Source organism: Streptomyces sp. Je 1-369 (assembly GCF_026810505.1).
Classification (GTDB): Bacteria; Actinomycetota; Actinomycetes; order Streptomycetales; family Streptomycetaceae; genus Streptomyces.
Window position 1 is genome coordinate 4,259,043 of record NZ_CP101750.1, and the last position, 26,236, is coordinate 4,285,278.

The 26,236-nt window shown below is 70.4% G+C and carries 22 protein-coding genes, 1 tRNA gene, 1 other RNA gene and 1 pseudogene; 14 read left to right on the plus strand and 11 right to left on the minus strand.

The features are described 5' to 3' along the window. Positions 1-76 precede the first annotated feature (76 nt). The 3 genes from purD to ffs all read right to left on the minus strand — a co-directional run bounded on the left by purD (position 77) and on the right by ffs (position 4,034). Positions 77-1,330, minus strand: a complete 1,254-nt coding sequence (gene purD / locus NOO62_RS19350) for a phosphoribosylamine--glycine ligase (protein WP_268772143.1) — start codon at positions 1,328-1,330, stop codon at positions 77-79. A gap of 236 nt (positions 1,331-1,566) precedes the next feature. Continuing rightward, positions 1,567-3,891, minus strand: a complete 2,325-nt coding sequence (locus NOO62_RS19355) for a DNA polymerase III subunit gamma and tau (protein WP_268772144.1) — start codon at positions 3,889-3,891, stop codon at positions 1,567-1,569. 48 nt (positions 3,892-3,939) lie between these two features. After that, positions 3,940-4,034: signal recognition particle sRNA small type (gene ffs, locus NOO62_RS19360), an RNA gene on the minus strand. A gap of 143 nt (positions 4,035-4,177) precedes the next feature. Here ffs and NOO62_RS19365 point away from each other — a divergent pair. The 9 genes from NOO62_RS19365 (at position 4,178) to NOO62_RS19405 (ending at position 13,729) form a co-directional block, all read left to right on the plus strand. Further along, positions 4,178-4,262: transfer RNA gene (locus NOO62_RS19365), tRNA-Ser, on the plus strand. 386 nt (positions 4,263-4,648) lie between these two features. After that, on the plus strand, positions 4,649-5,302 hold the full coding sequence (locus tag NOO62_RS19370; RefSeq protein WP_268772145.1) for a hypothetical protein: 654 nt from the start codon (positions 4,649-4,651) through the stop codon (positions 5,300-5,302). A 294-nt stretch (positions 5,303-5,596) separates the two neighbouring features. Next, positions 5,597-6,319 carry a hypothetical protein gene (locus NOO62_RS19375; protein ID WP_268772146.1) on the plus strand — a complete coding sequence of 241 codons (723 nt, stop codon included), beginning with the start codon at positions 5,597-5,599 and terminating at the stop codon, positions 6,317-6,319. Positions 6,320-6,383: 64 nt separating this feature from the next. Further along, positions 6,384-6,695, plus strand: a complete 312-nt coding sequence (locus NOO62_RS19380) for a hypothetical protein (protein WP_268772147.1) — start codon at positions 6,384-6,386, stop codon at positions 6,693-6,695. 7 nt (positions 6,696-6,702) lie between these two features. Beyond that, positions 6,703-11,175: an RHS repeat-associated core domain-containing protein gene (locus NOO62_RS19385; protein WP_268772148.1), complete on the plus strand. Its 4,473-nt coding sequence runs from the start codon at positions 6,703-6,705 to the stop codon at positions 11,173-11,175. A gap of 21 nt (positions 11,176-11,196) precedes the next feature. Next, complete coding sequence (locus NOO62_RS19390) at positions 11,197-11,550, plus strand: hypothetical protein (protein WP_268772150.1); 354 nt, start codon at positions 11,197-11,199, stop codon at positions 11,548-11,550. Between the two features lie 554 nt (positions 11,551-12,104). Beyond that, positions 12,105-13,010: a phosphorothioated DNA-binding restriction endonuclease gene (locus NOO62_RS19395; RefSeq protein WP_268772151.1), complete on the plus strand. Its 906-nt coding sequence runs from the start codon at positions 12,105-12,107 to the stop codon at positions 13,008-13,010. A gap of 3 nt (positions 13,011-13,013) precedes the next feature. Further along, the gene (locus NOO62_RS19400; RefSeq protein WP_268772152.1) at positions 13,014-13,307 is read left to right on the plus strand and encodes a CopG family transcriptional regulator; all 294 of its coding nucleotides are present in this window, start codon (positions 13,014-13,016) and stop codon (positions 13,305-13,307) included. Continuing rightward, on the plus strand, positions 13,304-13,729 hold the full coding sequence (locus tag NOO62_RS19405) for a hypothetical protein (protein WP_268772153.1): 426 nt from the start codon (positions 13,304-13,306) through the stop codon (positions 13,727-13,729). Before NOO62_RS19400 ends, NOO62_RS19405 begins: the two co-directional genes overlap by 4 nt. A 142-nt stretch (positions 13,730-13,871) precedes the next feature. On the opposite strand, the gene NOO62_RS19410 is transcribed toward NOO62_RS19405, so the two are convergent. Beyond that, positions 13,872-14,246: an STAS domain-containing protein gene (locus tag NOO62_RS19410; RefSeq protein ID WP_268772154.1), complete on the minus strand. Its 375-nt coding sequence runs from the start codon at positions 14,244-14,246 to the stop codon at positions 13,872-13,874. A 436-nt stretch (positions 14,247-14,682) separates the two neighbouring features. On the opposite strand from NOO62_RS19410, the gene NOO62_RS19415 reads away from it, so the two are divergent. After that, the gene (locus tag NOO62_RS19415; protein WP_268775692.1) at positions 14,683-16,401 is read left to right on the plus strand and encodes a SulP family inorganic anion transporter; all 1,719 of its coding nucleotides are present in this window, start codon (positions 14,683-14,685) and stop codon (positions 16,399-16,401) included. 3 nt (positions 16,402-16,404) lie between these two features. Here NOO62_RS19415 and NOO62_RS19420 read toward each other — a convergent pair whose 3' ends face one another. Next, complete coding sequence (locus NOO62_RS19420) at positions 16,405-16,782, minus strand: SHOCT domain-containing protein (RefSeq protein WP_268772155.1); 378 nt, start codon at positions 16,780-16,782, stop codon at positions 16,405-16,407. Between the two features lie 157 nt (positions 16,783-16,939). Between NOO62_RS19420 and NOO62_RS19425 the strand changes: the two genes are divergently transcribed. After that, positions 16,940-17,971 (plus strand): YhjD/YihY/BrkB family envelope integrity protein, encoded by a 1,032-nt coding sequence (locus NOO62_RS19425; RefSeq protein WP_268772156.1) that lies wholly within the window; start codon positions 16,940-16,942, stop codon positions 17,969-17,971. Between the two features lie 13 nt (positions 17,972-17,984). On the opposite strand, the gene NOO62_RS19430 is transcribed toward NOO62_RS19425, so the two are convergent. Next, positions 17,985-19,388 carry a DUF2252 domain-containing protein gene (locus NOO62_RS19430; protein ID WP_268772157.1) on the minus strand — a complete coding sequence of 468 codons (1,404 nt, stop codon included), beginning with the start codon at positions 19,386-19,388 and terminating at the stop codon, positions 17,985-17,987. A gap of 187 nt (positions 19,389-19,575) precedes the next feature. Here NOO62_RS19430 and NOO62_RS19435 point away from each other — a divergent pair, with 187 nt between their 5' ends. Beyond that, positions 19,576-20,895: a diacylglycerol/lipid kinase family protein gene (locus tag NOO62_RS19435; RefSeq protein WP_268772158.1), complete on the plus strand. Its 1,320-nt coding sequence runs from the start codon at positions 19,576-19,578 to the stop codon at positions 20,893-20,895. A gap of 11 nt (positions 20,896-20,906) precedes the next feature. On the opposite strand, the gene NOO62_RS19440 is transcribed toward NOO62_RS19435, so the two are convergent. After that, positions 20,907-21,380: a hypothetical protein gene (locus NOO62_RS19440; RefSeq protein ID WP_268772159.1), complete on the minus strand. Its 474-nt coding sequence runs from the start codon at positions 21,378-21,380 to the stop codon at positions 20,907-20,909. A gap of 200 nt (positions 21,381-21,580) precedes the next feature. Here NOO62_RS19440 and NOO62_RS19445 point away from each other — a divergent pair, with 200 nt between their 5' ends. Continuing rightward, positions 21,581-21,862 (plus strand): hypothetical protein, encoded by a 282-nt coding sequence (locus NOO62_RS19445; RefSeq protein WP_268772160.1) that lies wholly within the window; start codon positions 21,581-21,583, stop codon positions 21,860-21,862. A gap of 292 nt (positions 21,863-22,154) precedes the next feature. On the opposite strand, the gene NOO62_RS19450 is transcribed toward NOO62_RS19445, so the two are convergent. Then, positions 22,155-22,382 (minus strand): hypothetical protein, encoded by a 228-nt coding sequence (locus NOO62_RS19450; RefSeq protein ID WP_268775982.1) that lies wholly within the window; start codon positions 22,380-22,382, stop codon positions 22,155-22,157. Positions 22,383-22,420: 38 nt separating this feature from the next. Here NOO62_RS19450 and NOO62_RS19455 point away from each other — a divergent pair. Next, positions 22,421-22,597: pseudogene (locus tag NOO62_RS19455) on the plus strand (response regulator transcription factor); the annotation flags it as partial. Between the two features lie 4 nt (positions 22,598-22,601). Here NOO62_RS19455 and NOO62_RS19460 read toward each other — a convergent pair. The 3 genes from NOO62_RS19460 to NOO62_RS19470 all read right to left on the minus strand — a co-directional run bounded on the left by NOO62_RS19460 (position 22,602) and on the right by NOO62_RS19470 (position 26,153). After that, positions 22,602-24,914: a LuxR C-terminal-related transcriptional regulator gene (locus NOO62_RS19460; protein ID WP_268772161.1), complete on the minus strand. Its 2,313-nt coding sequence runs from the start codon at positions 24,912-24,914 to the stop codon at positions 22,602-22,604. Between the two features lie 166 nt (positions 24,915-25,080). Next, the gene (locus tag NOO62_RS19465) at positions 25,081-25,566 is read right to left on the minus strand and encodes a DUF1269 domain-containing protein (protein ID WP_268772162.1); all 486 of its coding nucleotides are present in this window, start codon (positions 25,564-25,566) and stop codon (positions 25,081-25,083) included. Further along, positions 25,566-26,153 carry a DUF1269 domain-containing protein gene (locus tag NOO62_RS19470; protein WP_268772163.1) on the minus strand — a complete coding sequence of 196 codons (588 nt, stop codon included), beginning with the start codon at positions 26,151-26,153 and terminating at the stop codon, positions 25,566-25,568. The genes NOO62_RS19465 and NOO62_RS19470 overlap by 1 nt, the downstream gene beginning before the upstream one ends. Positions 26,154-26,236: the final 83 nt, after the last annotated feature.

Sequence of the window (26,236 nt, forward strand, 5' to 3'; positions counted from 1 at the left end):
GGCCCCGGATCCAGTGTCAGATCCGGGGCCCTCGGGGCTCGGGGGTGGCCGAAAGTTCACGCGGAAGCCGCGTGCGTCACTCCTCGGTGGCGGCCTTCGCCGCGATGTCGGTGCGGTGTTGGGACCCGTCGAGGCGGATACGGGACAGCGCGGCGTACGCACGTTCGCGTGCCTCGTCGAGTCCCGCGCCGGTCGCCGTCACGGACAGCACGCGGCCGCCCGCGCTGACGACGGCGTCACCGTCCCGCTTCGTTCCGGCGTGCAGGACGTACGCATCCGGGGCATCCTGCGCGGCGACGTCGTCCAGGCCGTCGATCGGGTCGCCCGTGCGCGGCGTACCCGGGTAGTTGTACGAGGCGACGACCACGGTCACCGCGGCGTCGTCGCTCCAGCGCAGCGGGGGCAGGTCGGCGAGGTTGCCGGTCGCCGCGGCCATCAGGAGCCCGGCGAGCGGGGTGCGGAGGCGGGCGAGGACGACCTGGGTCTCGGGGTCGCCGAACCGGGCGTTGAACTCGATGACGCGCACGCCGCGGCTCGTGATCGCAAGCCCCGCGTACAGCAGCCCCGCGAACGGGGTGCCACGGCGACGCAGCTCGTCCACGGTCGGCTGGAGCACGCTCTGCATGACCTCGTCGACGAGCTTCGGGTCGGCCCACGGGAGGGGCGAGTACGCGCCCATGCCGCCCGTGTTCGGTCCTTCGTCGCCGTCGAGCGCGCGCTTGAAGTCCTGGGCGGGCTGGAGCGGGACGACCGTCTCGCCGTCGGTGACCGCGAAGAGGGAGACCTCGGGGCCGTCGAGGAACTCCTCGATGACTACGCGGTCGCAGGCGAGGGCATGGGCGCGGGCCACGTCGACGTCGGCCGTGACGACGACTCCCTTGCCGGCGGCGAGCCCGTCGTCCTTGACGACGTACGGCGCTCCGAACGCGTCGAGCGCCTCGTCGATCTCGGCGGGGGTCGTACATACGTACGACCGGGCGGTCGGCACGCTCGCGCCCGCCATGACGTCCTTGGCGAACGCCTTGGAGCCCTCCAGCTGGGCGGCTTCCTTGGACGGGCCGAAGCAGGGGATGCCCGCGTCGCGCACGGCGTCGGCGACACCGGCGACGAGGGGGGCTTCCGGCCCCACGATGACGAGCCCCGCACCCAGCTGCCGGGCGAGGCCCGCCACGGCGGCGCCGTCGAGGGCGTCGACGGGGTGCAGCTCGGCCACGTCTGCGATGCCGGCGTTGCCGGGGGCGCAGTGCAGCGCGGAGACGTCGGGGTCGAGGGACAGAGAGCGGCACAGGGCGTGTTCGCGGGCACCACTGCCGATGACGAGGACCTTCACGGGGTCAGGGTAGCCCGCGCGACTCCGCCCGTTTGTACGGGCCGCCCACTGGACACGCTTCCCCCTCCTGTACGTTCCTCCAACTCCCGGCGCGTTCGGTGGCACCACGCACCGCCCCGCGAGGCAGGAACCCGGACGGGTGGAGGTGTGCGGTCCGCCGTGTCCGCCCCTGCTCTCACTGGGTGGTGCGCGGTGAACGGGCGGAACGCATGGGGGGGAGACCGCGGCGGGGGCGGCTATTCGTTCGGGTACTCGTCGACCACCGTCGCGCCCAGCTCGCGCACGATCAGGTCGTGGCCGGACAGCGCCGACTCGACCAGGTCCGGGTCGTCGTCCTCGGGGATGTCGTCCTCGGGGGAGATGTGTTCCCGGGGCGGGGCGGGGGCCGGAGCGGGGGCCGGGGTGGGCTCCGGGGCCGGCGTGGGCGGTGAGTACGGGGCCGGGGCCGCCGGGGGCGGGGAGTGCTGCTGCGGGGGCGCGGCGGGACGCGGGGCCTGCGGCGCGCCGCCGCCGAAGTTACCGGCCGCGGGCGGAGGCGCCGAGCCGCCGGACGGGTCGACGATCGCCTCGACCTTCCACTGCACGCCGAACTGCTCGGACAGCGCCTGTCGCAGCACGTCCTCGCTGCCGCTGCTCGCGAAGTTGTCCCGCGCGCCCGCGTTGACGAAGCCGATCTGCAGGGTCGTCCCGTCGAACCCGGCCACCTGGGCGTTCTGGCTGAGCAGGATCCACGTGAAACGGCGACGGTTCTTCACCGCCTCCAGGATGTTCGGCCACAGGGAGCGCGGGTCAGGCCCGCCCGCGGGGGCCGCCGCCATCGGGGCCGCCGGGGCCTGGGCGGGGGCCTGCGGGGCGGCCGGGGCGGAGGCGGGCGGTGCGGAGGACGCGCCGCTGCCCGCGGACGCCGCTGTCGGCCAGCCACCCGGGCGCGGCGCGGACGACGTCTGGGCGGGAGCCGAGGCCGTGGGCCAGCCACCGGGCCGACGCTCGCCCGCGGGTTCGGCGGCGGGGGCAACGGAAGCGGCCGGGCCCGCGGCGGGCGACGGAGCACTCGCGCTCGCCTGCGCAGCCGGAGCAGGAGCAGGGGCAGGGGCAGGGGCAGGGGCAGGGGCAGGGGCAGGAGCCGGAGTGGGGGCAGGAGACGCAGCCGGGTTCGGCCCCGTCTCAGGCGCCCCGCCAACCCCCCGCACCGCCGCCCGCGCTGCCGCAGGCCCGCCCCCCGGAGGCACAGGAGGCACCGACGGCACCGACGGCCCCTGCGAAACATGCGGAACATGCGGGACGTGCGCGGGACCACCCCCCGGCGGCATGGATACGCCCCCCTGCGGGCCACCCGCGTGGGCCTCGGGCCCGGGAACGTACCCCATCGCGGGGCCGGGCCCCTGCCCACCCGGCACGAAGTTCCCGCCGCGCTCCAGGCGCTCCAGACGGGCCATGACGGAGCGCTCGTCGTCGTAGGCCGCGGGGAGCAGCACGCGGGCGCAGATGAGCTCCAGCTGGAGGCGCGGGGACGTGGCGCCGCGCATCTCCGTGAGGCCCTCGTTCACGAGGTCGGCCGCGCGGCTGAGCTCGGCGCCGCCGAAGACGCCGGCCTGCGCCTGCATGCGCTCGACGACGTCGGCGGGGGCGTCGATGAGCCCCTTCTCGGCGGCGTCGGGCACGGCGGCGAGGATCACGAGGTCCCGGAGCCGCTCCAGGAGGTCGGCGACGAAGCGGCGCGGGTCGTTGCCGCCCTCGATGACGCGGTCCACGACCTCGAAGGCCGCGGCGCCGTCCCCGGAGGCGAAGGCCTCGATGACGGAGTCGAGCAGCGAGCCGTCCGTGTACCCGAGGAGGGACGTCGCCATGGCATACGTCACACCGTCCTCGCGGGCGCCGGCGAGGAGCTGGTCCATGACGGACATGGAGTCACGCACGGATCCGGCACCGGCGCGCACGACCAGCGGATACACCCCGTCCTCGACGGCCATGTCCTCGTGACCGCAGACCTCGGCGAGGTAGTCGCGGAGGGTACCGGGGGGCACGAGCCGGAACGGGTAGTGGTGGGTGCGCGACCGGATCGTGCCGATGACCTTCTCGGGCTCGGTCGTCGCGAAGATGAACTTGAGGTGCTCCGGAGGCTCCTCGACCACCTTCAGGAGGGCGTTGAAGCCCGCCGAGGTGACCATGTGGGCCTCGTCGATGATGTAGATCTTGTACCGGCTCGACGCGGGACCGAAGAAGGCCTTCTCGCGCAGGTCACGGGCGTCGTCGACGCCTCCGTGCGACGCGGCGTCGATCTCGATGACGTCGATCGAGCCCGGCCCGTTCCTCGCCAGGTCGCGGCAGGACTGGCACTCGCCGCAGGGCGTGGGGGTGGGACCTTGCTCACAGTTGAGACAGCGGGCCAGAATGCGCGCGCTCGTCGTCTTGCCGCAGCCGCGCGGGCCACTGAACAGGTAGGCATGGTTAACCCGGTTGTTCCGCAGCGCCTGCTGCAGCGGGTCGGTCACATGCTCCTGCCCGATGACCTCGGCGAACGACTCCGGGCGATAGCGGCGGTACAAGGCGAGAGACGACACGCATACGAGGTTATAGGCGACCACCGACAACCAGGACCGCCCCAAACGCAAAACGCCCCCCACGCACCCGCCAGAGCCGACCTACCCTTGCTGCCTTCCGGCCCTGGGGGAGTTCAGTCAGATAGCGCCACGTGAGGGGCTGGCCCCCACACTAGCGGATCCCGGGGACCGGAAGCGACGCCGACCGGAACGGTTCCGCCCCCGGCACCCCCTCGGCACCATCCCGGGAGTCCCCCGAGTGGATCGTGTTCGCGAGCACTCCCCAACGTCTTGTATTGTTTGCGGCGGAGGATTCGCCTAGTGGCCTAGGGCGCACGCTTGGAAAGCGTGTTGGGGGCAACCCCTCACGAGTTCGAATCTCGTATCCTCCGCACCCGCCCGCAAGGGCAGACGAAGGCCCCGACCGCTCAGCGGCCGGGGCCTTCGTCGTTGCGTGGTCTAAGTTTCGGTCTCAGCCGTACAGGACGGACAGCCGCGGACTTCCACGGACAGGCTCCGGCTGCTCTCTGCCGACGGACAAAGCAACATGGCCTGCGGCAACGCAGCGTCTCCTCGGACGGCTTCTTCTTCCTGCGCGGCATTTGCGGCATTTACCCCCCATCTGACCCACTTCCTGCAGCAATCCGTGTACGTCGCATACCCGTATCGTCTGACCCCTCTTGGGGCTCTGGCCATCATTCGGCCCGCCTGACTGTCACCACGTGGTCACAGATAGCGTTGGTTTGATTGGTTCAGTTCCTACTTCCCGGAGATCCCTGTGAATCGCTCGATCCGGCTTGCGACGTCCACGCTCACAGCATGTACGGCCCTGGTGCTGTCCGCCTGTGGTGGCTCGGGCGCTGACGAGGACAACGGCAAGATCGCCGGGGCGGACACCGGCACAAAGAAGTCTGCGTCACCTTCGCCGTCCGCGACGGCGGACGGAATTGACCGGCCGGAGATCAAGCTCCCAGCCGACATGAAGAACGCCTTCGAGGGGCGGGAAACCGGGGACGCCGTCAAGGACGCGATCCTCGCGGACAACGAGCGGCGCATCAACGCAGTGGACGCAGCTCTCGCATCGGGCGATTTGAAGCACTCCGCCATCGCCTACTACACGACGGATCGCGCACTCACGGGGCTCACCGAGTACACCAAGCGTGCCGTCGACAAGAACATCAGCTGGACGGGCACCACACGCTACTTCGACCGCCAGGTGACGATCTTCAGTCAGACCTCGGCGGCAGTGACGTACTGCGCGGACGAAAGCCGGTCGAACGCCAAGGACCGTAAGACGAACAAGGTCACGAAGGTCAAGACCTCGCCAGACAGTTACGTCTACTACAACACCGCGATGACGAAGAACAAGGACGGTGTCTGGCAGACGCGGGATCTCAGCGAGGACAGGGGAGCGCAGCGGTGCCAGCGGTGAAGCGTAAGGGGACGGCAGTAGCCCTCGCAGCCGTGATGTGCATCGCGGGGACGCATGAGGCTTTGGCCGGGGGCCACGGTGCCGTCGGGACCCAGGCCCCGGAGACGTCCGGGGGGGTCTTCTGGGCAGGACCTCTTCTCCAAGGTTGTCTTCAAGTCGGAAGGCGGATCGTCGCGGGGCGGCCACTCCGGCACACTCACGCCCACCTCGACGGACTGGAAGGCGCCTGCTTGCTGGTACGAGCCGTACTGGAAGGCGAAGGGCTTCAAGACCTTCACGGAAGCCAAGTGGTCCATGTACGCGTCGGTCGGCGGAGACCCTAAAGGCATCGCGGGCGACAAGGCGCACTACAAGGGCGGTAAGCCCTACAAGAACTTCAACACCGCCAAGAGCGACAAGGGTATGTGGTGGGTAGGCGTCAAGAACAAGGACATGGAGGACGACCCAGCCGCAGGAGCCTGCGACCGCAAGCCCTTCTGGGTCGACACCGGCAAGGACCCGGGCGTTCCCGACGCCATCGACACCCAGACGCTTGCTGACCTTGCCTACCAGCGGACCAAAGTGCCGGACACCGAGGTCGAGGTGAAGCCGGAGAACCGGTCCACAGTGAACCTGCCCACGTGGGTGTGGCTGGACAAAGCCAAGTTCAAGGAGGTCAAGGTCCGCGCCGACCTGCCGGGCACCGGCCTGTGGGCAGAGACCATCGCCAAGCCCGTCGGGCTCCATCTGAATCCCGGCGCGGAAGACGCTGAGACGTATCCCGCCTCCGGCGAGTGCGCCATCAACGACGACAACAGCGTCGGGACGCCCTACACCAAGGGCGACTCCGACGAGACACCCCCTTGTGGCGTCGAGTACCAGCGCGCCACCGCCGGCGAGCCTTACCAGCTGAAAGCTTCTGTGACGTGGGAGGTCACCTGGCAAGGCGCGGGGAAAACAGGGGGCGATCTGCCCAACGGCTCCTTCGAAACCACACAGGACATGGACGTCCAAGAGATCCAGTCCATCAACCGCTGACCGAGACTGCCAGCCGGTCGGCGAGCAACACGCACAGACATCTCAACCACGAGGGCAGACACGCATGTCGGACCTGAGGAAAGACGCGGAATCCCTGCACAAGGCAGCCTCGGCGCTGGGCAAGGCAGAGGACCACACCCGCAAGCCGCTGCACGACTTCAAGGCCGCGTCACACGACCTGTCCGCCTTCGGTGTGCTGGGCGCACTGATGAGCGCCAAGGACGACATCCAAGACGGCATGGACACCATCGCCAAGCTCACCAAGGACCTGCACAAGGAGTGGGAGGCCGAGGCGAAGTTCATGGACGACGTCTCCGACGCCTTCGACCTGCTGGACGTCCTGCTGACGGCTGCGGCTCGCGCCAAGAAGGGCTGAGCCGTACATGGGCTTCGACATCATCCCCGGCGACGCCGAGTTCGAAATTGACGCCGGGGACCTCAACCCGCTGCACTGGATCAACAAGGCCAACCACGCCTTCGGCAACACCCTGGCCAGCGGGCTGGAGTTCCTGGGCATCACCGACCCCGCCGTCGACCCGGACGGCATCCGCGAGATAGCCAAGCAGTGGCGGGCCCTGGCCAAGGGCCTCGATGCCGCCGCCCGCGACGCCGAGACGGCACTCACGGGCTTGGAGTGGAAGGGCAAGGCCGCCAAGGCCCTCCACAAGCGGGCCAAGACCGCCCGCACACAGGCCACCGACATGGCCGACTCCCTGCGCACGGGCGCCAAGGCACTGGACGGCTTCGCCGACGAGGCCCACGACCTGCTGACCGAGATCGGCGTGATCCTCGCCGAAATCGCGGAGTTCGAGATCGCGGGCCTGGCCCTGTCGGTGCTGACCGGCGGCCTGTCCATGATCGCCGGGAACCTTGCGGCCGGTGCACGTGCCGCGAAGGTCGTGGCGCTGATCGCCCGGATCGAGAAGTCCGGCAGCCGCATGGCCCGGGTCATCCGCACCGTCATGGAGGCGATCCGCGGCCTGGAGCGAGCGCTGAAGGCCCTCGGCGAGATCAAGACCATCGCCAAGGCCGGCAAACTCGCGGGCGAGGGCATGAAGTTCGCCGCCTTCGACGCTGCCCTGCAGGATCCGGGGACCTTCAAGGACCCGGGCAAACTGGCGGAGACCCTGGCACTGGGGGCCGCCTTCGGGGTCGGTGCGGGAGGTCTGGGCAAGCTCCTCGGCAAGGGCTTGGGCAAGCTCAAGCCCAGCGAACTCGCCAAGCTCGGACAGAGGATGGGGCTCGACGGCTCCGGCCTGTCCCGGCTCAAGCTGCGCCCCTCGGAGTGGGAGAAGCTGCCCGCCTCCATCAAGGCAGTCCTCAAGAAGTGCGACCTGGACCCGATCGACGTCGCCACCGGCGACATGCTGCTGCCCCAGATCGACGTGCAGTTGCCCGGCACTCTCTCCCTCGTGCTGGAGCGCACGCACCTCTCGTCGTACCGCTGGGGCGGCTGGTTCGGCCCCACCTGGGCATCGACCCTCGACCAGCGCCTCCAGGTCGACGAGGACGGGGTCACCTACGCCGCGCCCGACGGTGCCCGGCTGAGCTACCCGCTCCCCGCGCCCGGCTCCGAAGCCCCGGTCCACCCTGAGGCGGGTCCACGTCTTCCCCTGACCTGGGATACCGAGACAGCCGGGGCCCTGCGCATCACCGATCCGGACACTGGGTACGCATACATCTTCCACAGCCCGCGGCCCACCGACAGCAGTGACGCGGTCGACCTGCCCCTGCAGGCCATCCTGGACCGCAACGGCCAGCGGATCGCCATCCATTACGGCGACGACGGCGCCCCTACCGAGGTGACCCATTCCGGCGGCTACCGCATCGCCATCGACCGCCACCCCAGGCTGCCCCGCATCTCGGCCCTCCGGCTCGTCGCCCCGGGTCAGCCGGGCACGAACGGGACGCTCCTCGCCTCTTACGGCTACAACGACGCCGGGCACCTCTCCGAGGTCACCAATTCGTCGGGACTGCCGCTGAGGTTCACCTACGACAAGGTGGGGCGTATCACCTCGTGGACCGACCGCAACGGGACCGTCTACCAGTACGCCTACGACGACCTCGGCCGGGTCGTCCGCACCGAGGGCAGCGACGGTTTCCTGTCCGGCACCCTCTCCTACGACGACGAGACACGCACGACGCTCGTCACCAACGGCCTCGGCAGCACGACCCGCTACGAGCACAACGAGGCATACCGCCTCGTCCAGCAAACCGACCCACTCGGACATGTCACCCGCCAGGAATGGGATGCCGACCACCGCCTCATCGCGGTCACGGACCCACTCGGCCGCACGACGCGCTACATCCACGATGAACACGGCCGGGTGGCGTCCACGATGCGGCCGGACGGCCGGGAAGCCCGGGCGGAGTACAACGAACTCGGCCTCCCCATAACGATCACCGAGCCAGACGGCAGTGTGTGGCAGCAGGAGTACGACGAGCGGGGCAACCGGATCGTCGTCACTGATCCCGCCGGGGCCACGACGCGTTACCGCTACAACAGAGCGGGCCACCTCGTCGCGGTCACCGACGCGTTGGACCACACCATCCAGGTTCGCTGCGATGCGGCGGGGTTGCCCGTCAAGGTCACCGATCCGCTCGGCGCCGTCACCTCGTACAAGCGCGACGGCTTCGGCAACCCCGTCAGCATCACCGACCCGCTGGAGCATGTGACCCGCCTGGAATGGACGGTGGAGGGCAAGCTCGCCCGTCGCGCACACGCGGACGGGTCAAGCGAGTCCTGGGAGTACGACGGTGAGGGCAACTGCATCCGTCACACCGACCCGATGGGGGCGGTCAGCCGCTTCGAGTACACACACTTCGACCAGCTCGCCGCACGTACCGGACCTGACGGCGTCCGATACGAGTTCACGCACGACGCAGAGTTGCGCCTCACCGGTGTCACCAACTCGCACGGGTCGACGTGGACCTACACCTTCGACCCGGCTGGCCGCCTGGTCTCCGAGACGGACTTCGACGGCCGAACCCTCACCTACGTCCACGACGCTGGTGGTCAGCTCGTCGCCCGTACCACCGCCGCCGGGCAGCAGATCCACTTCGAACGCGATGTCCTCGGCCGCACCGTGACCAAGGACGTCGAAGGCTGCGTCACCACGTATGCCTACGATGACGCGGGCCGTCTGACCCGGGCCGTAAACGGCGACACCGTTCTGAGTCTGCTGCACGACGCTGCCGGACACCTGCTCTCCGAAACAGTCGACGACCGCACCACGACCTACTCCTACGACCTGCTGGGGCGCCGCACTGGCCGCACCACACCAACCGGTGCGACCACCACCTACGCCTACGACGCAGCCGGGCACCGAACCCAGCTGACCACCTCCGGCCGCACCCTGACCTTCGACCACGACCGGACAGGCCGTGAGGTGTCCCGCCGCATAGGTGAGACCCTCAGCCTGACCAGCTCCTTCGACCCCCTCGGCCGCCTTACGAGCCAGACGATGACGGGGCCGGTTCCACACGGAGTGATCCAGCGGCGGGACTACAACTACCGCGCCGACGGAAACCTCGTCTCCGTCAAGGACCACCTCAACGGTCTCCGTCACTTCGATCTGGATGCCGCGGGTAGGGTCACCGCAGTCCGCGCCGACCAGTGGTCCGAGACCTACGCCTACGACGACGCCGGTAACCAGACCCAAGCTGCCTGGCCTTCCGCTCACTCCGGTCAGGAAGCCATCGGCACCCGCTCATACTCCGGTACCCGCATCACGAGGGCCGGTCAGGTCCGCTACGAACATGACGATGCCGGACGCGTCACCCTGCGCCAGAAGCCCCGTCTGTCCCGCAAGCCGGACAACTGGCGCTACACCTGGGACGCCGAGGACCGTCTCACCCAGGTCGTCACTCCTGACGGCACGATCTGGCGCTACCGCTACGATCCGGTTGGCCGGCGTATCGCCAAACAACGCCTCGCGTCCGATGGCCACACCGTCGCTGACCAGACCGACTTCGCCTGGGACGGCACCACACTCGCCGAGCAGTCCAGCCATTCGCTCGACTGCTCCGAAACCGTCACTCTCACCTGGACCCACGACGGCCTGCGTCCCCTAACTCAGGCCGAACACAAGTACCTCGACGATTCCGAGGTCGACCAGCGCTTCTACGCCATGGTGACCGACCTCGTCGGCACGCCCACCGAACTCGTCGACGAGCACGGAGAGATCGCCTGGCAAGCCCGCACCACGCTCTGGGGCGCCACCACCTGGAACCGCGCCGCCACCGCTCATACCCCGCTCCGATTCCCCGGCCAGTACCACGACCCGGAAACCGGCCTCCACTACAACTACTTCCGTCACTACGATCCCGAAACCGCCCGGTACCTCACACCGGACCCGCTGGGCCTGGCTCCCGCACCGAACCCTGTCGCCTACGTACGCAACCCGCACACATGGGCCGACCCTCTGGGACTCGCAGCGTGCAAGCCGGGCGAAGGGGGCACAGAGGTCGACCCCCGGAAACTGGACTACCTCTTCAACAAGAACATCAAGCCGGACTCACACAACTCGCCCAGGGCGGCGCAGAACGAACAGCAGTTGGGGCGGATCGGCATCAACGACACCGCGGGGATGCGGCAGTACGTGACCGAACACCTGACCGGCGCGTCCAAGCAACCGTTCGAGAGGACCTTCTCCAAGGAGTGGGACGGCGGGAGCGGTGAATTCGGCGTGACGAACTCCATCGTCCATGGCCCACGCGGCGCACTCGGTGTCGAGAGCACCTGGCAATTGCTGCCAGACGGCACACGTAGGCTGTCCACGGTCATCTTCCGTGGCAGTGGGCCCGGCGTGAGCATCGTCAAGAACTCCGACAAATGGCCGCCCTACAATCACTAGCCATACGAAGCCGGAGAAGGCATGTATCGAGAGTTCATCGTCCCAGGCGATCACGAAGTCCTCGAAGCGATCGGTGAATGGCCCGAGAGCGAGGAGGACAGCAACGCCCGCCTGCTCACGCTCCAGGGCGAGGGAGACGAGCGCATCATGCTGTCCTACGACGCTCTTTCCAGATCGGTCAGGGCCCGTTGGAAGAACAGGCGCGGGGAAGAGGTCCTCGACATCTTCCACGAGGGCGCCACCCAGATGACAGTGCACTCGGATTCACGCACCGCACGCATCCTGATTGAGTTCCACATGGGCGAGTGTGCCGGAAAGATGGAAATTCAGGCCCTCCCGCACCTCGCTGTCACGGATCGGCTTCTCTTCATCTGAATTGACGCCGAGGCGGCCGATCTGCTCCTCCGCCCTGGGCCCACCCCCAGTGGGAGCCTTCTCCCCCCACTCTGTTGTCGAGCATCCGGGAAAAGGCGTGGTCGCGCCCGACTGCGTGGTCTGAGTCTTGGTCTCGTTCACCCCCGTCCGGCGCCGTTCATCGACCGTCCGACGCCTAGCTCCGTACCAGGTCAGGACGTCTCCGCACGCCCCCGAACCCCCAGACGAACATTTGGAAAGCGTGTTGGGGGCAACCCCTCACGAGTTCGAATCTCGTATCCTCCGCACCCGCCTGAACAGGCGAAACGAGAACCCCGGTCCGCTGAGCGGCCGGGGTTCTCGGCGTCACAGACCGTCTTCCGCACCCGGCGTCGCCGCCTCGGGCAACCGGACCATACGCACCCTCAGCGAGCTCGATCTCGACCCGCCCCACCTGTGTGCCTGGTGCCATCTGCGGGACGACGAACGGGCCTTCCCCCTCTCCTCCAGCCACGGCGTCATGCCCGGGCAGCCCGGCCCGATGCTGCGGCGAGCCTCCACTACGATCGCCGATCGTGGACTGGGTCGAGCGCACAACGCAGTTGAGGCAGTGGACGAGGAGCGGGACGCGCGCACCGCACAAGCCGCTCCTGTTTCTGTACGCGCTCAGCCGGTTTCAACAAGACGCTGACGGCGAGCTGCGGTACAGCGCGGTGGAGCAGGATCTGCGGCGGCTGCTCGACGAGTACGGGCCCGGGAACCGGACGACGCCCGCCTATCCATTCCATCACCTGGTGCGTGACGGGGTGTGGGAGGTGCGCACCGAGCGCGGGCCGGGGAGCCCCGGGACCGGGGTCAAGGAACTGCGGGCGTCCGGCGCCGCGGGGCGGCTGACGCCGCAACTGCGGGCGGCACTGCGGCGGGAGCCGTCCCTGCTCGGCCGGATGACACGGGTGCTGCTCGACCTGAACTTCCCGCCCTCCCTCCACGGCGAGCTGTGCGAAGCCGTCGGTCTGGAGCTGGAGGAGGCCGAAACCGGACAGCTCACGGCCGCGCGCAGACAGCGGGACCGGCGGATGCGGGAGATGGTCCTGACCGCGTACGAGTACCAGTGCGCCTTCTGCGGGTACGACGGCAGGATCGGCGCAGTGCCGGTCGGCCTTGAGGCCGCCCATGTGCGCTGGTGGGCGTTTGACGGACCGGACGACGTCGACAACGGGCTGTGCCTGTGCTCGCTGCACCACAAGCTCTTCGACAAGGGTGTGCTCGGTCTCGGTGAGGGCCACGGCGAGGGCCATCGCATCCTGGTCTCACAGGGCTTCGTCGGGCGCAGCACCGCTGCCCGCGAGCACGTCATCATGCTCGCCGGCCGTCCGGTCATCGGTCCCCAGCCGGGCGTCCGCCCCATCGCCGCCACCCACCGCTCCTGGCACACCAGCCAGGTCTTCCACGGCAGCCCACGCCCTGCCACGCCCCCCTGACCGATGGTTACTTGTGTGGCGACGACCAAGAAGGTCACGGTGACGATCCCCGAGGATCTCCTGGACGAGATCCGTGCGGAAGCGGCGGAGCGGGGCCTATCGGCATACGTTGCCGAAGCACTGCGCTTCAAGCGCGACCGGGACCGGCTGCGGGAACTGTCCGACTGGCTGCAGGAGGAACACCGTCCCCTCACCGAGGAGGAACGCACCACGACGTTCGAGGAACTGGCGGAGCTCGACGCCGAACACGAGCGCCGCCGCGCCACCGGAACACATGGCGCCGGAGAGGCCGCGTGAAGAAACGGGCCGGTGAGCGCGGGCGGCGACCACTGCGCGTCTTCGTACTCGACTGCGAAGCCCTGTCCCTGGCCGTGCGCGGCGACCGGAGGATGATCGCGTGGCTCGACCTCGCGGCCCGGGGCGAAGCCGAGGTGGTGACGTCCCCCATGACGCTGGTCGGGGCCTACGACGGCAGGACCACCGGACAGCGTTGGGACTGGGTGCTCTCCCGGCTCAAGGTCGCCGACATCGGAAAGGACGAGGCGCGCCGAGCCCGCCACCTGCTGGCGGATGCCGAGCTGCATGGGCACAAGTACGCGATCGACGCGGTACTCGCCGTCATCGCACGCCAGCAGGAGGGGCAGGTCACCGTCTTCACCTCGGACGTAGACGACCTGGAGAAGCTGGTCCCGGACGCGATCGTCGTCAAGAAGGTCTGACCCGGCGCTCCGGTCTCGATTCTGGTCTCATTCACCCGCGTCCAGCGTCCAGCGTCCAGCATCGTTCACCAACCGTCCGATGCCCGATTCCGTGCCAGGTCGAATCTCGTATCCCCCGTCGGCAGAAGGCCCGGCATCCGGTTCAGCCCGCGTCCCGTAACCGTCCGCGCAGTGCGTCCTCCACAGTGGGGGCCGGGCGGAGGCGGGTGGTGAGGTGGAGGATTCGGAGCATGCGCAGGATGAATGGGTGGGGGCAGACCAGGAGTAGGTCGCCGTCGCGTTCCTCCAGGCGGGTGCGGGCGCGGCAGAGCAGGGCCAGGCCGGAGCAGTCGAAGAACGTGGTCGGTGTGAGGTCGATGACGAGCAGGGTTTCCTGTGGCGTGGTGGCCGCGTCCAGGATCGGCAGGATCGTCAGGGCCGACGCGATGTCGATCTCGCCGTGGAACTCCATGACGGTATGGCCGGGGGCCCGGTGGACGCGCAGATGCCCGTCGGGGAGCGGAACGCCGTGAATCATGGCGGCATCCTCACTGCGAGCGGCCCACCTCCAGGGGGCCGGATGGGCGGGTGGGACGAGGAGCCACCGAGGTCCTGGGTGACGACGTGCAGGGTGCGGAGTGCGGGGTGCGGGGGTGCGACACGCGGAGTGCGGGGTGCGACACGCGGAGTGCGGGTGCGGAGTGCGACGTGCGTTGGGGGTAAGGGTTTTCTTTTGTGATATGCCCCCGTCAACGTGATGTCCAACCTGCCGTCTTGACAAAGTTTGCGCTGCAAGTCGGGGCGTGGGTAGCCGAGTTCGCTTGGGTGTGCGGTGGCCCGAACGTGTTGTCGGGGGGTCGTTGTTTGTTGGGGGCGACCACCCCTGTGGGGTGATTCCTTCTGCTCGCTGTCTCGTCCAACCTGGGCGGGGTCGCGGAGGCGGCAAGGGCTTCATGGGGGTGGGGAGGGGCTTTATGGGGGGTAGCGGGCGGTGGGGTGGTGGGGGGCGGCTCGGGGCGGTGTTGTGTGCCGTGCCCGGGGTGCGGGCGGTCCGTGCGTACCGGCGGGAGTGGCTGTCCAAGGACATCGTCGCGGGGGTCGTGCTGACGACGCTGCTCGTGCCGCAGGGCATGGCGTACGCCGAACTCGCCGGGCTGCCCGCCATCACCGGGCTCTACACGTCGATCCTGTGTCTGCTCGGCTATGCCGTGTGCGGGCCCTCGCGCATCCTCGTCCTCGGGCCCGACTCCTCGCTCGGGCCGATGATCGCGGCGACGGTGCTGCCGCTCGTCGCCGCCGACGGCGATCCCGACCGTGCCGTCGCCCTGGCCTCGATGTTGTCGCTCATGGTCGCGGGCATCATGATCCTGGCGTCCACCGCCCGTCTCGGTTACGTCGCCGAGCTGATCTCCAAGCCCACGATGATCGGCTATATGAACGGCCTCGCCGTGACCATCCTCGTCGGCCAGTTACCCAAGTTGCTCGGGTTCAAGGTGGATGCCGAGGGGTTGGTCGACGAGTGTGTGGCCGTGGTGGAGGGGGTTGCGGATGGGGAAGGTGTTGGGGCCGCCGTTGCCGTGGGGTGTGGGGGGATCGTATTGATTCTCGCGCTTCAGCGGTGGCTGCCCCGGGTGCCTGCCGTTCTCGTCATGGTGGTGCTGGCGATCGGTGCCGTCATCACGTTCGACCTCCAGGAACGTGGGGTCGCGCTCGTCGGGGTGTTGCCCGAGGGGTTTCCGCCGTTGACCGTTCCTGACGTCGGGCTCGATGATTTCGGGCCCCTCTTGGCCGGGGCTCTGGGTATCGCCGTTGTCTCTCTTGCCGACACCATCTCCAATGCCTCCGCCTTCGCCTCCCGTACCGGGCAGGAAGTGCGCGGGAATCAGGAGATGGCGGGCGTGGGCGCGGCCAATCTCGCCGCCGGGCTCTTTCAGGGGTTTCCCGTCAGTACGAGCGGGTCGCGCACGGCTGTGGCCGAGCGCGCCGGGGCGCGTACGCAGTTGACCGGCGTGGTCGGCGCGGGGCTCATCGTGCTCATGCTCGTGCTCGCGCCCGGGCTTTTCCGGCATCTGCCGCAGCCCGCGCTCGCCGCCGTCGTCATCACCGCTTCGCTCTCCCTGGCCGACGTCCCCGGCACCGTGCGGCTGTGGCGGCAGCGCAGGATCGAGTTCCTGCTGTGTCTCGCCGCTTTTCTCGGGGTCGCCCTGGTGGGGGTGCTCGAGGGGATCGCCGTGGCTGTGGGGCTGTCCGTGCTGAATGTCTTCCGGCGGACCTGGTGGCCTTACGAGACCGTCCTCGGGTGGGTGGAGGGGCTGCCCGGGTATCACGACATCCGCTCTTATCCCGCCGCCGAGCAGCTTCCTGGGCTCGTCATCTACCGCTTCGACGCCCCGCTGATCTTCGCCAACGCCAAGACCTTCCGCGACGAGGTGACGCGGCTCTCGCGGTCGGAGCCGGCGCCCGAGTGGATCGTGATCGCCGCTGAGCCCATGACCGATGTGGACACCACCGCCGCCGATGTCCTCGAGGCGCTCGACGAGTCCCTCAACTCCCGCGGAGTACATCTCGTCTTCGCGGAGCTGAAGGACCCGGTACGGCGCAAGATCGTGCGGTACGAGCTGACGCGGACCATCGACGAGCGACACATCTTCCCCACGGTCGAGGCCGCTGTCGCCGCGTTCCGGAGCCGGTGACGGCTACATCGGCAGCGCGTGGTGCTTCGCCCTCGCGTACTCCGCCTCCGTCAGCGCGCCCGAACGGTGCAGTGCCGCCAGCCGCTCCAGCTCCCCCGCGCCGGCGACCGCCGACGAACCCATGGGGTCGTTGTTGAAGGCGGACATGCGGGTGGCCACGTTGCGGTTGCCCATCCCGGAGCCCTGGGAGATGACGTAGCACAGTACGCCGACCAGGGGCAGGACGAACACGAGCAGCAGCCACAGGGCCTTGCGCATGCCGCTGAGGCCGTCGTTGCGGAAGATGTCCACCACGATGTGGATCACGATGGAGAACCAGATCACCCACAAGAAGAAGATGAGCATGGTGAGGAAGACGTCGAACATCGGGTAGTCGTCCACGGCAGCCAGCCCTTCCGTTCGGTCCGGTGGCCACCAGCTTCGGGGGGCGCCGCCCCGGGGCGTATCACCCTTGCGGGGCGAACCCGCGTACGGCGAACCCGCGCGACAGTGGTCCCGGAGCACCGGACCGCCGTCACTGCTGCGAGGGGGCACCGTCATGCTGACCGCCACGCGCGCCCGGCCGCTGGCGGTTCGTGTCGTCCGGCAGCTCGCGGGCGTGAACATCCTGGATCTCGCGACGCGGCTCGCGGCCCAGGCGTTCCTCGCCGCGCTGCCGATGCTCATCGCGGTCGCCTCGTTCTGCCCGCCCGGCTGGCGGCGCGAGCTCCGCAGGTCGCTGCGGTCCCTGTTCGGTTCGGGCGGGACCGAGGCGTCCATGCTCGACCAGGTGTACGCGGGCGAGCCGCAGGCAGTGAACAGCTGGGGCGCGGCGAGCGTACTGGTCGCGCTGCTGTCCGCCACGGCCTTCTCCAGGGCCCTGCAACGGCTCTGCGAACGCTGCTGGCATCTGTCGCCGTCCGGCGTGCGGATCCTGCTGTGGCGCTGGGCCCTGTGGCTCTTCGTCTGGCTGACCGCGCTGTTCTTCCAGGGGCTGCTGCACGACGGGTTCGGCGCGGGTCCCGTGCTGGGGATTCCGTTGCAGGCCGTCGGCGCGGTCCTGATGTGGTGGTGGACGCAGCACCTGCTGCTCGCGGGGCGCGTGCCGTGGCGGCCCCTGCTGCCGGGGGCGCTGCTCGTCGGCTCGGGCGTGGTCGTGTACTCCCAGGTCGCCGCCGTGTGGCTGCCGGGGGCGTTGCAGCGCAGTGTGGAGCGGTACGGGCCGCTCGGCTCGGTCTTCACGCTGCTGTCCTGGCTGATCGTCTTCTTCACGGTCGTCGCGGTCGGCATCGCCCTCGGTCAGGTGTTCGCGCAGGAGGAGCGGGTGCGGCGGGTGCTGCGCATTCCGGCGGCGGAGGCGGGGGCGGGGGCGGGCGCGTCGGAGGTGGCGGAGGCGGGCGCGGCGGAGGGGGCGGCGGAGGCGGGCGCGGCGGAGGCGGAGGCGGAGGCGGGCGCGTCGGAGGCGGAGGCGGCGGCAGCGGGTGCGTCGGCGGAGGCGGCGGAAGCGGAGGCGGCGGAAGCGGAAGCGGAGGCGTCGGAGGGGGTGGAGGTGGTGGCGGACGGTGATGGGGGCTCTGCGACGACGACGTGATCTCGCTTGCGCGTCACGTCGACGACGACGCGACCCGGCCGCCTCGTACCGCTTCGGACAGCGCCCGGTGGTCGCGTTCGTTCTGGTCGGCGTAGTGCTCGGCGAACTCCGCGAGTGCGCGGTCGAAACGGTCGGAGCCGCCCAGGTACGCCGCGATGGCGATGCGGTCCCCGGAGCGGGCATGTGCGCGGGCCAGGGTCCCCCCGGCGAGCCGCCCGAACAGCCGCATGACCTTCGGAGTCATGCCCTCGGCCTTGGGGATGGCCTTCCAGTCGTGCAACTGGCGGATGTAGAAGTCCCGTTCACGGCCGTCGAGGCCCGCCACCCGCTCCCAGCCCAGGAACATGTCGCTGGTCGCCTGCATCAAGCGCTGCCCGGATACGACGCGCTCCCCCTCGTTCGCGTAGGCGCTGACCTCGCAGTACGGGGCCAGTGACGACTCCTCGGCCTCCTTGGCCTGGAGGAACAGGGGGTCGCCCGTGTCCCGTCCGAGGAGCAGCAGCACCCAGCACCGGGTCCCCACGCTGCCGACGCCGACCACCTTGCGCGCCATGTCGACCACCCGGTACTGCGCGAGGAGCGCGCGCCGGTCGGACGACAGCGTCAGGACATAGTGCCCGATGAGCTCCCTCAACTGCTTCTCCAGCTCGGAGCGTTCGACCTCCGGGAGCAGGTCGGAGAGCGGGGTGACGAGCGGGGCGTCGGGAGCGATCCGCAGGTCGTCCCCGACCCGGTGGACGAGTTTCTCCAGGGACTGGAGGTGGTCGCGGCCCCTGGCCTTGGTGAGGGTGCGCGCCAGACGGCGCTGGGCGCGCGGGCGCAGCTCCCCGGCGAGGGTGCCGTACAGGTCGTCGGCGTCGATCCGGGTGTACCACACGTCGAGGTTGGTCATGTGGGCGAAGCCGCGCATCGCCTCCCGGTAGGAGCGCACCGTCTCCCGGATCACGCGGGACCGCTCCGGCGTGCCGAATCCGTTGGCGCGGCCCGCGATGGCGAGGCTGGCCGACAGCCGCTTGACGTCCCACTCCCACGGTCCGGGCAGCGTCTCGTCGAAGTCGTTGACGTCGAACATGAGGTGGCGTTCCGGCGATGCGAGGAGCCGGAAGTTGAGCATGTGCGCGTCCCCGCACAGCTGCGTCGTGATGCCGCTCGACACCGTCGTAGCCAGGTCCATCGCCATCAGTCCGGCGGCGCCGCGGTAGAAGCGGAACGGCGATTCGAGCATCCGCCCGTACCTGATCGGCACCAGCTCGGGCAGGCGGCGGGACGACTGGCGCTCCAGCACGTCGACCGGGTCGGCGCGGTCCGGTGCCGGGGCGAACTCGGCGTGGCCCGAGCGCGGCGCCTTCGTGCGGGCCGCCCGGCCGCGCGCCGCGCGCTCCTCCGGAGTGAGATGTACGTGCTCGCCCTCGGTCATGGCCTGCCCCTTTCCGACCTTTTCCGATCTGACTCTTACGACGCCTCTCTGACCCTTACGACGCCTCGTCCACGACCCTTACGACACGACGCCTCGTCCACGCGGCTGATCCTGCCGGTGCGACGACAGTGGCGAACCACCTTCCGGGGGTGAGGTCGGGACCGTCCGCGCCCTGCACCGTGTCGCCATGAATCCGACGACGACGCAGCGCCGTTGGCTGGCGCGGGCGTCTTTGGCATCGATACTCGCCGCCGTGCTGACCCTCGGCGTGTTCGCCGGCGCGCGGACCGTCGGGCTGCTGGCCGTCGGCCTCGTCGGCCTGGTGCTCGTGGCCGCCGGGCTGTGGTGGAGCCTGACCAGGCAGGGCACGCTGCGGGTGCTGGCCGTCGTACTGACCCTCGGGGCGCCCGTGTGGGTCCTCGTCGCGTACACCCGTGCCCACCTGACCTGGGTCGCCGTCCTCGCGGTCGCCCTGTGGCTGGTGGCGGTCGCCACGGGGCGCGCGGCGCTCGTGCGGGGCGAGGACGAGGGGGCGGCCCCGATGCCCGAACATCCGGCTCCGCGCGTGCGTCACCCCGTACTGATCATGAATCCGCGGTCCGGGGGCGGGAAGGTCCGCCGCTTCGAGCTGCGGGAGCGCGCCCGGGACCTGGGCGCCGAGGTGCAGCTCCTGGAGTGGCGCGAAGGGAGCGGAGGCAGCGACGTGGCCGAGATGGCCCGCAAGGCGGCCGCCGAGGGCGCCGACCTGCTCGGGGTCGCGGGCGGCGACGGGACACAGGCGCAGGTCGCCGAGGTGGCCGCCGCGCTGGACCTGCCCTTCCTGGTGATCCCGGCAGGCACCCGCAACCACTTCGCCCTCGACCTGGGGCTCGACAGGGACGACCCGTCGAAGGCGCTCGACGCACTGCGGGACGGCGTGGAGCTCCGCGTCGACCTCGGCAGCGCGAACGGCCTCCCCTTCGTCAACAACGTCTCTTTCGGCGCCTACGCCGAGGTCGTGGCGAGTCCCGCGTACCGGGACGACAAGACGCGCACGGCGCTGCGGCTGCTGCCCGACATGCTGGCCGGCCACCAGGGGCCGCGGCTCTCCGCGCGCGCCGGGCACGTGGAGTTCGCCGAGCCGCAGGCGCTGCTCGTCAGCAACAACCCCTACGGGACGGGGGACATCGCGGGACTCGGCCGCCGGGCCCGGATGGACGGCGGGGAGCTGGGCTGCGTCGGGGTCAGGGTCACCAGCGCCGCCCAGGCCGCCGGGCTGCTGCGCGGACGGCGTGCGGCGGGTCTCGTACGCACGAACGCGGCGCACGTGGTCGTCGACGCCGACCAGGACCGCATCCAGGTCGGCGTCGACGGCGAGTCCCTGTCCCTGCGGGTGCCCGTGCGCTGCGAGGTCCGGCAGCGGGCCCTGCGGGTGCTGGTGCCGCGCCACCGTCCTGGCGTGCGCGGGGCCCGGCCGATGCTGGACTGGCGGCGCATCGGGAGGCTGGCGGTGGGGCGGCGGGGCTGACGTCGACGGCGTCACGGGGCGGTGTCGTCCACGTCGCCCGTACCCAGGAGCTTGTGGGACACCGGGCGCGCGTACCGGACGAGCGACCAGATCACCAGGACGTCCAGCGCGATCATGACGACGCACCACGCCGGGTAGTACGGGACGAAGAAGTAGCACTCCAGCGCGCTCAGCGCCGCGACCGTCACCCCGACGGCACGCGCCCACAGGCGCCCGCTGAGCAGGGTGAGCGCGGCGCCGAGGACGATCATGCCGACGATCAGGTGGAGCCAGCCCCAGGCCGTGACGTCGAGGGCGTAGGGGTAGTCGTCCGGCCGTACGAAGAACCTGTCGTCGATGATCGCCGCGAACCCGGCGAGCGCGTGGTAGCTGCCGACGATCGTCAGGACGCACACGGAGAACACCACGGTGGCGACCGCGATCGGTCCTGCGGCGGGCTGCCGCGGACCGGCCGCGGGCTGCCGCGGCCCGGCGTGTTCGGCCATGACTGCTCCCTCCCCTTGCAGCGGGACTTCCGGTGGGACCGGAGCGTGGTCCGGACCGCCCTCGGGCGGTTCACCCCTGGCAGGCGAGATGCGGGGCCGGGCGGGGCCGGTCCCGGGCACAGTCACCTGGCCGGGGTGAGGTCCCGTGGGACAGGGCCGGAAGAATGGCCGCACGGGCAGGTATCGCAGGAGGTGATGCCATGGGCACCGATCGGCCGGGCGCGGGCGCGGGGCGGTCCGAACCGCTTCCCGAAGGCGGCAGGTTCGAGATCCGGGTGCGCGGCACACTCGGTGAGGGGCTACGGTCCGCCTTCGCCGAACTCACGGTCACGCTGCGTCCCGCGGAGACCGTCATGTACGGGGGCGGCATCGACCAGAGCGCGCTGTACGGGATTCTCGACCGTATCCAGGCGCTGGGGCTCGAACTTCTGGAGGTGCGCGGCCTGCCCCCGCCGACGAGGGCCGAAAAGCCGTCCGGTTAGGCCGTACGGGCCCTTCCCGGAACCGCGGGGAGCGGTCACGTTGGGTATGTGCTGCCGACCGGCAGGAAGGTGAGGACATGCCCGCGGTGCGCGCGTATCTCATTCCCGCGGCGCACGAGGGCCGGGCGCCGACGGCTGTGCCACCGGTTGCGCCGACGGCACGTCCGCCGGCGCCGGGCCCCCGGGCCTCGTCGCGCAGGGCGGAGCCGCGCAGGGCCGAGTCGCACAGGGCCGAGTTGCGCAGGGCCGGGCTGCGCCGGGCCAGGCTGCGCAGGGTCCTGCGCGCGTCAGGTCAGCCCCCGGACCGCTCGGATGCCTTGGAGGCCGCCTGTCTCGCCTGGCTTGCCGGAGTGCTCGTGGAGATCGCGGGGAGGGCGGGGGACGTCCGCACGGCGAAGCTGCTGGCGGACGAGGCGTCGGCGACCCTGGCGGCTCTTTCCGCCACCCCGGCGGAGCCGACGGCCGCCACCCCGGCGGAGCCGACGGCCGCCACCCCGGCGGAGCCGACGGCCCTCACCACGCCCCTCCCCACCCCCCCTCACCACCCCCCTCACCCGCCGCGAACTCGTCGTCCTGCGCGAGTTGCGGGAGAACGCGACGCTGCGCGGGATCGCCGACAGCCTGCACGTCTCCCACAACACGGTCCGGAGCCAGACCCGCTCCGTGTACCGCAAACTCGGCGTGAGCTCCCGCTCGCAGGCGCTGTGCCGCGCCCGCGAGCTGGAACTCCTCTGACACGTCACAGCAGCTGGAGCTCCCGCGCCCGCCGTACCGCCGCCGACCTCCGGGACACGGAGAGTTTGCGGTAGACGCTCTTCAGGTGGGTCTTCACCGTGTTGACCGAGAGGAACAGGTCCTCCGCGATCTCCTCGGTGGTCATCATCTGCGACAGCCGTCCCAGCACGTCCTCCTCCCTGGCGGTGAGCCGCTCGACCGGCACGTCGGCCGTGCCGTTCCCGTCGCCGAGGACGGAGTGGCGGGCTCGGGCGCAGGGCGTGTCGAGCGAGGCCGCGCAGGCCCGCGTCAGAGGCTGCCGCAGTGTCGGCGGCAGCCACGGTCCCGCGGTGGCCAGGAGTGCCTCGGGGGCCGCGGTCAGGCCCTGCTCGGCGATGTTGACCAGTCGGCCGACCAGGGACGCGACGCCCGCGGTGAAGGGGTCGGGCAGCGCGTGCAGGGCGGCGCCCACGTGCCCCAACTCGGCGCGTACGAGGGCTGGTTCGCCGCGGGCCAGGGCCACCCAGGCCCGTACGGCCAGGAGTGTCGCGTTGGAGCTGTCCCGCGCGGTCCAGGTGGGCAGTGGAGGCCGGGTCGCGAGCGTGGCGAACTCGCCGGCCGCCCGGAAGCGGCCGCGGACCGCTTCGAGCAGGGCGAGCTCCACCAGGCAGCCCCGGCGCAGCGCGCCGTTCTCGGTGGCTCCGGCCGCCTTGAGGCCGCTCGTGAGCAGGGGCTCGGCCGCCTTCAGGTCCCCGGCGCGCAACTCCGCGCGCCCCAGCACGAACAGCGTCAGCGCCCTGATCTCCGGCCGCCCGTCCAGCGCGTGCGCGGGCAGCCGTGCGTACAGGGCCCTGGCCTCGGCGGCGGCGGCCCGCGCGGCGGTGAGGTCCCTGGAGTGCTCGGCGGCCATCCGGATCACCGCGTGGGTGAGCCGGCACCTGAGCGCCCGGTCGACCTCCGCGTCCGGCAGCCCGCGGGTCAGCCGGGCCGCTTCCGCCAGCGCTTCGGCGACCGCGTCGGCGTCCGTGTACTGCGCGGCCGCGGCGACGAGCACGGGTTCGGGGTCGTCCGTCCCCACCTCGGCGGGGGACCACTGGCCCGGAATGTCCGGCAGCCGGGTCGCCGTGAGGCCCAGGAGCTGTCCGATGCCGAGCTGTTCCACGACCAGACGGCTGGCGTAGTGCGCGTCGTCCGCCGCGAGGGCATGGCCCACCGCCGCCGCGAGGCACCCGTGCTCGGCGAGCCAGGCGGCGGCCCGCCGGTGCACGCCGGCGACGCTGCCCGGCAGCTCGTGCTGGAGTCTGAGCTGGAGCACGTCGGCGAACATCCGGTGGCAGCGGAACCAGCCCTGCCCCACGGGCTGCAGGAAGGAGTTCTGTCGTACGAGGGTGGCGAAGCAGCGTCCCGCCTCCTCGCCCGCGACCTCCGTGGCCAGCTCCGCGTTGACGTGCTCGAGGACGCTGGTGGTCAGGAGCAGCCTGCGCATCTCCGGGGCCTGTACGTCGAGCACCTCCTCGACCAGGTACGTCACGATCGCCTCGTCGTCACCCGCGAACCGGGCGATGAACTGGTCCGGGTGGAGGTGCCCCTGCATCGACATCGCGGCGAGCCTGATCCCCGCCGCCCAGCCCGCCGTACGCCGCCGCAGCGCCCTGACGACGTGGCGGGCCACGTCCAGGCCGTGCTGGGAGAGCAGCGAGGCGGTCTCCGCGTCGGTGAACGCGAGGTCGGCGGTGCGCAGTTCGGTGAGTTCGCCGGAGAGCCGGTAGCGGTGCAGGTGCAGCGGCGGGTCCCGACGCGAGAGCACGACCGCGCGCAGCATGGACGAGGTGTGTCTCAGGAGGCTGACGACGCCTTCGGCGACCGGTGAGCCCGGCTCCGGCTGGAAGTCGTCGAGCACCAGCACGACGGGTGTGCCGCGCAGCGCGAGCTGCGCGGAGAGCCGTGCGACGAGCAGTTCGTTGACGGGCACGTCGTCGAACGCGGGCAGGTCCACGCCCGCGCGGCGCAGCGCGGTGAGGATGCGTGGCCAGAAGACGTCGGGGCGCTCCTCGCGCCCCTCGCACCGCACACAGGCCACCGGGCCGGGGGCCCGGCCGGTGTGCAGCCACTCCGTGGCGAGTGCGGACTTGCCCGCTCCCACCGGCCCCACGACCACGGTCAGCGGCCCGAGCACGCCACGCGAGAGCCGTTCGGCGAGCCGCGGGCGCGGGACAAGCCACCCGGGGAGCTCGGGAACGACGGTACGGGGTTCGGGCACGGCCGTGCGGGGTTCGGGCACGGGTGCTTCGGGCGTGAAGACGGTCTCGGCAGGCGGCCTCCCCAGGTGGTCGTCCATCGACGGCACCTCCCTCTCGGATCGGGTGGTGCTGGAAAGACGAGTCTGGGCCCGCCGGGTGGGACGGCGCCCTTGGGGGCGGCCATCTCACCCGGGTGAAGTTTCCGTGCGCCCGGCGTGCGTGCACCGCCGTGCCTGGCGGCGTACGCGGCGCCGGACACCGGGCTCACTTGGCCTGGAGCGCCGCGACGAGTTCCTCCTCCCGGTCCTTGGTGAGGGAGGTACGCAGGACGGTGGGGTTGAAGGGGCGTAGGGCTTCTCGTACCCGGTCCGGCGTGGAGCGGCGGACGAGCGCGAAGACCGCGGCCTTGCCGGGCTCCAGCGTGTTGGCGACCTCCTTGATGAAGGCGTCGCTCACGCCGATGTCGGAGAGCTTTCCCGCGACCGCGCCGGTGGCCGCACCGACCGCCGCGCCGAAGACCGGCATCAGGAAGAGCATGCCGAACAGGGTCCCCCACAGGGCCCCGCCCGACGCACCGGCCCCGGTGAGGCTGTAGCTCTGGCGCACGTGGACCTTGCCGTCCGCGGTCCGCCAGGCGAGTGCGGCGTCCTCCAGGTCGAGCAGTTCCTGCCGCGACAGCTCCTTGCTGAGCCGCAGGACCGCTTCTGCCTTGTCCTTGTCCGTGAAGCCGAGCACGACTAGATCGGCCATCATGTCCTCCTGGTCCGGTTCTTTTTCCTGGTCTCCGGTTCCTGCGCGGGCTTCTCCGGCACGGGCCCCGTGCGGTGCCGCGAGGCGATGGGCTCTCCCCGCCGGTCCGCGACGGCGACGAGCTCCGCCGCGATGGGCAGCAGCGCCTCTTCGGTGAGGAACCCCTCGGCCACGGGTACGCCTCCGGCGTTGCGGATGGCGGCCCTCAGGTACTTCGCCCACACGTGTTCGAAGAGGATGAACGCCGCGGCGGTGCCCGGCTCCAACGCCTGGGCGGTGTCCGTGATCTCGGCGAGCGTGAGACCGAAGGCGCTCCCTTCGGACACGGACGGAAACGTCTTCTCCGCGCCCCGCATGCTGTCGCGGGAGATGCCGAGCAGTGCGGCGACGGTGTCGCCCATGTCCTCGGCCTGGTAGTCGAGGACGGTCAGCCGTCCGTCGGTCTCCTTCTGCACGAAGAGCATGTCGAGCACGCGGATCTGCCCGTTCGACTCCAGGATGATCAACTCTTCGATGACCCGGCCCTCGAACTTGGCCGAGGGGCCGAACTCGACCGTCAGCAGTTGTATGGGCCCGATGGCGCTCATCGAGACTCCCTTCCTCGACAATCGACGGTTCGCTCCCATCAGGCCGCTTCGCGCCCCGTCCCACGTCACCCACCACAGGTGAA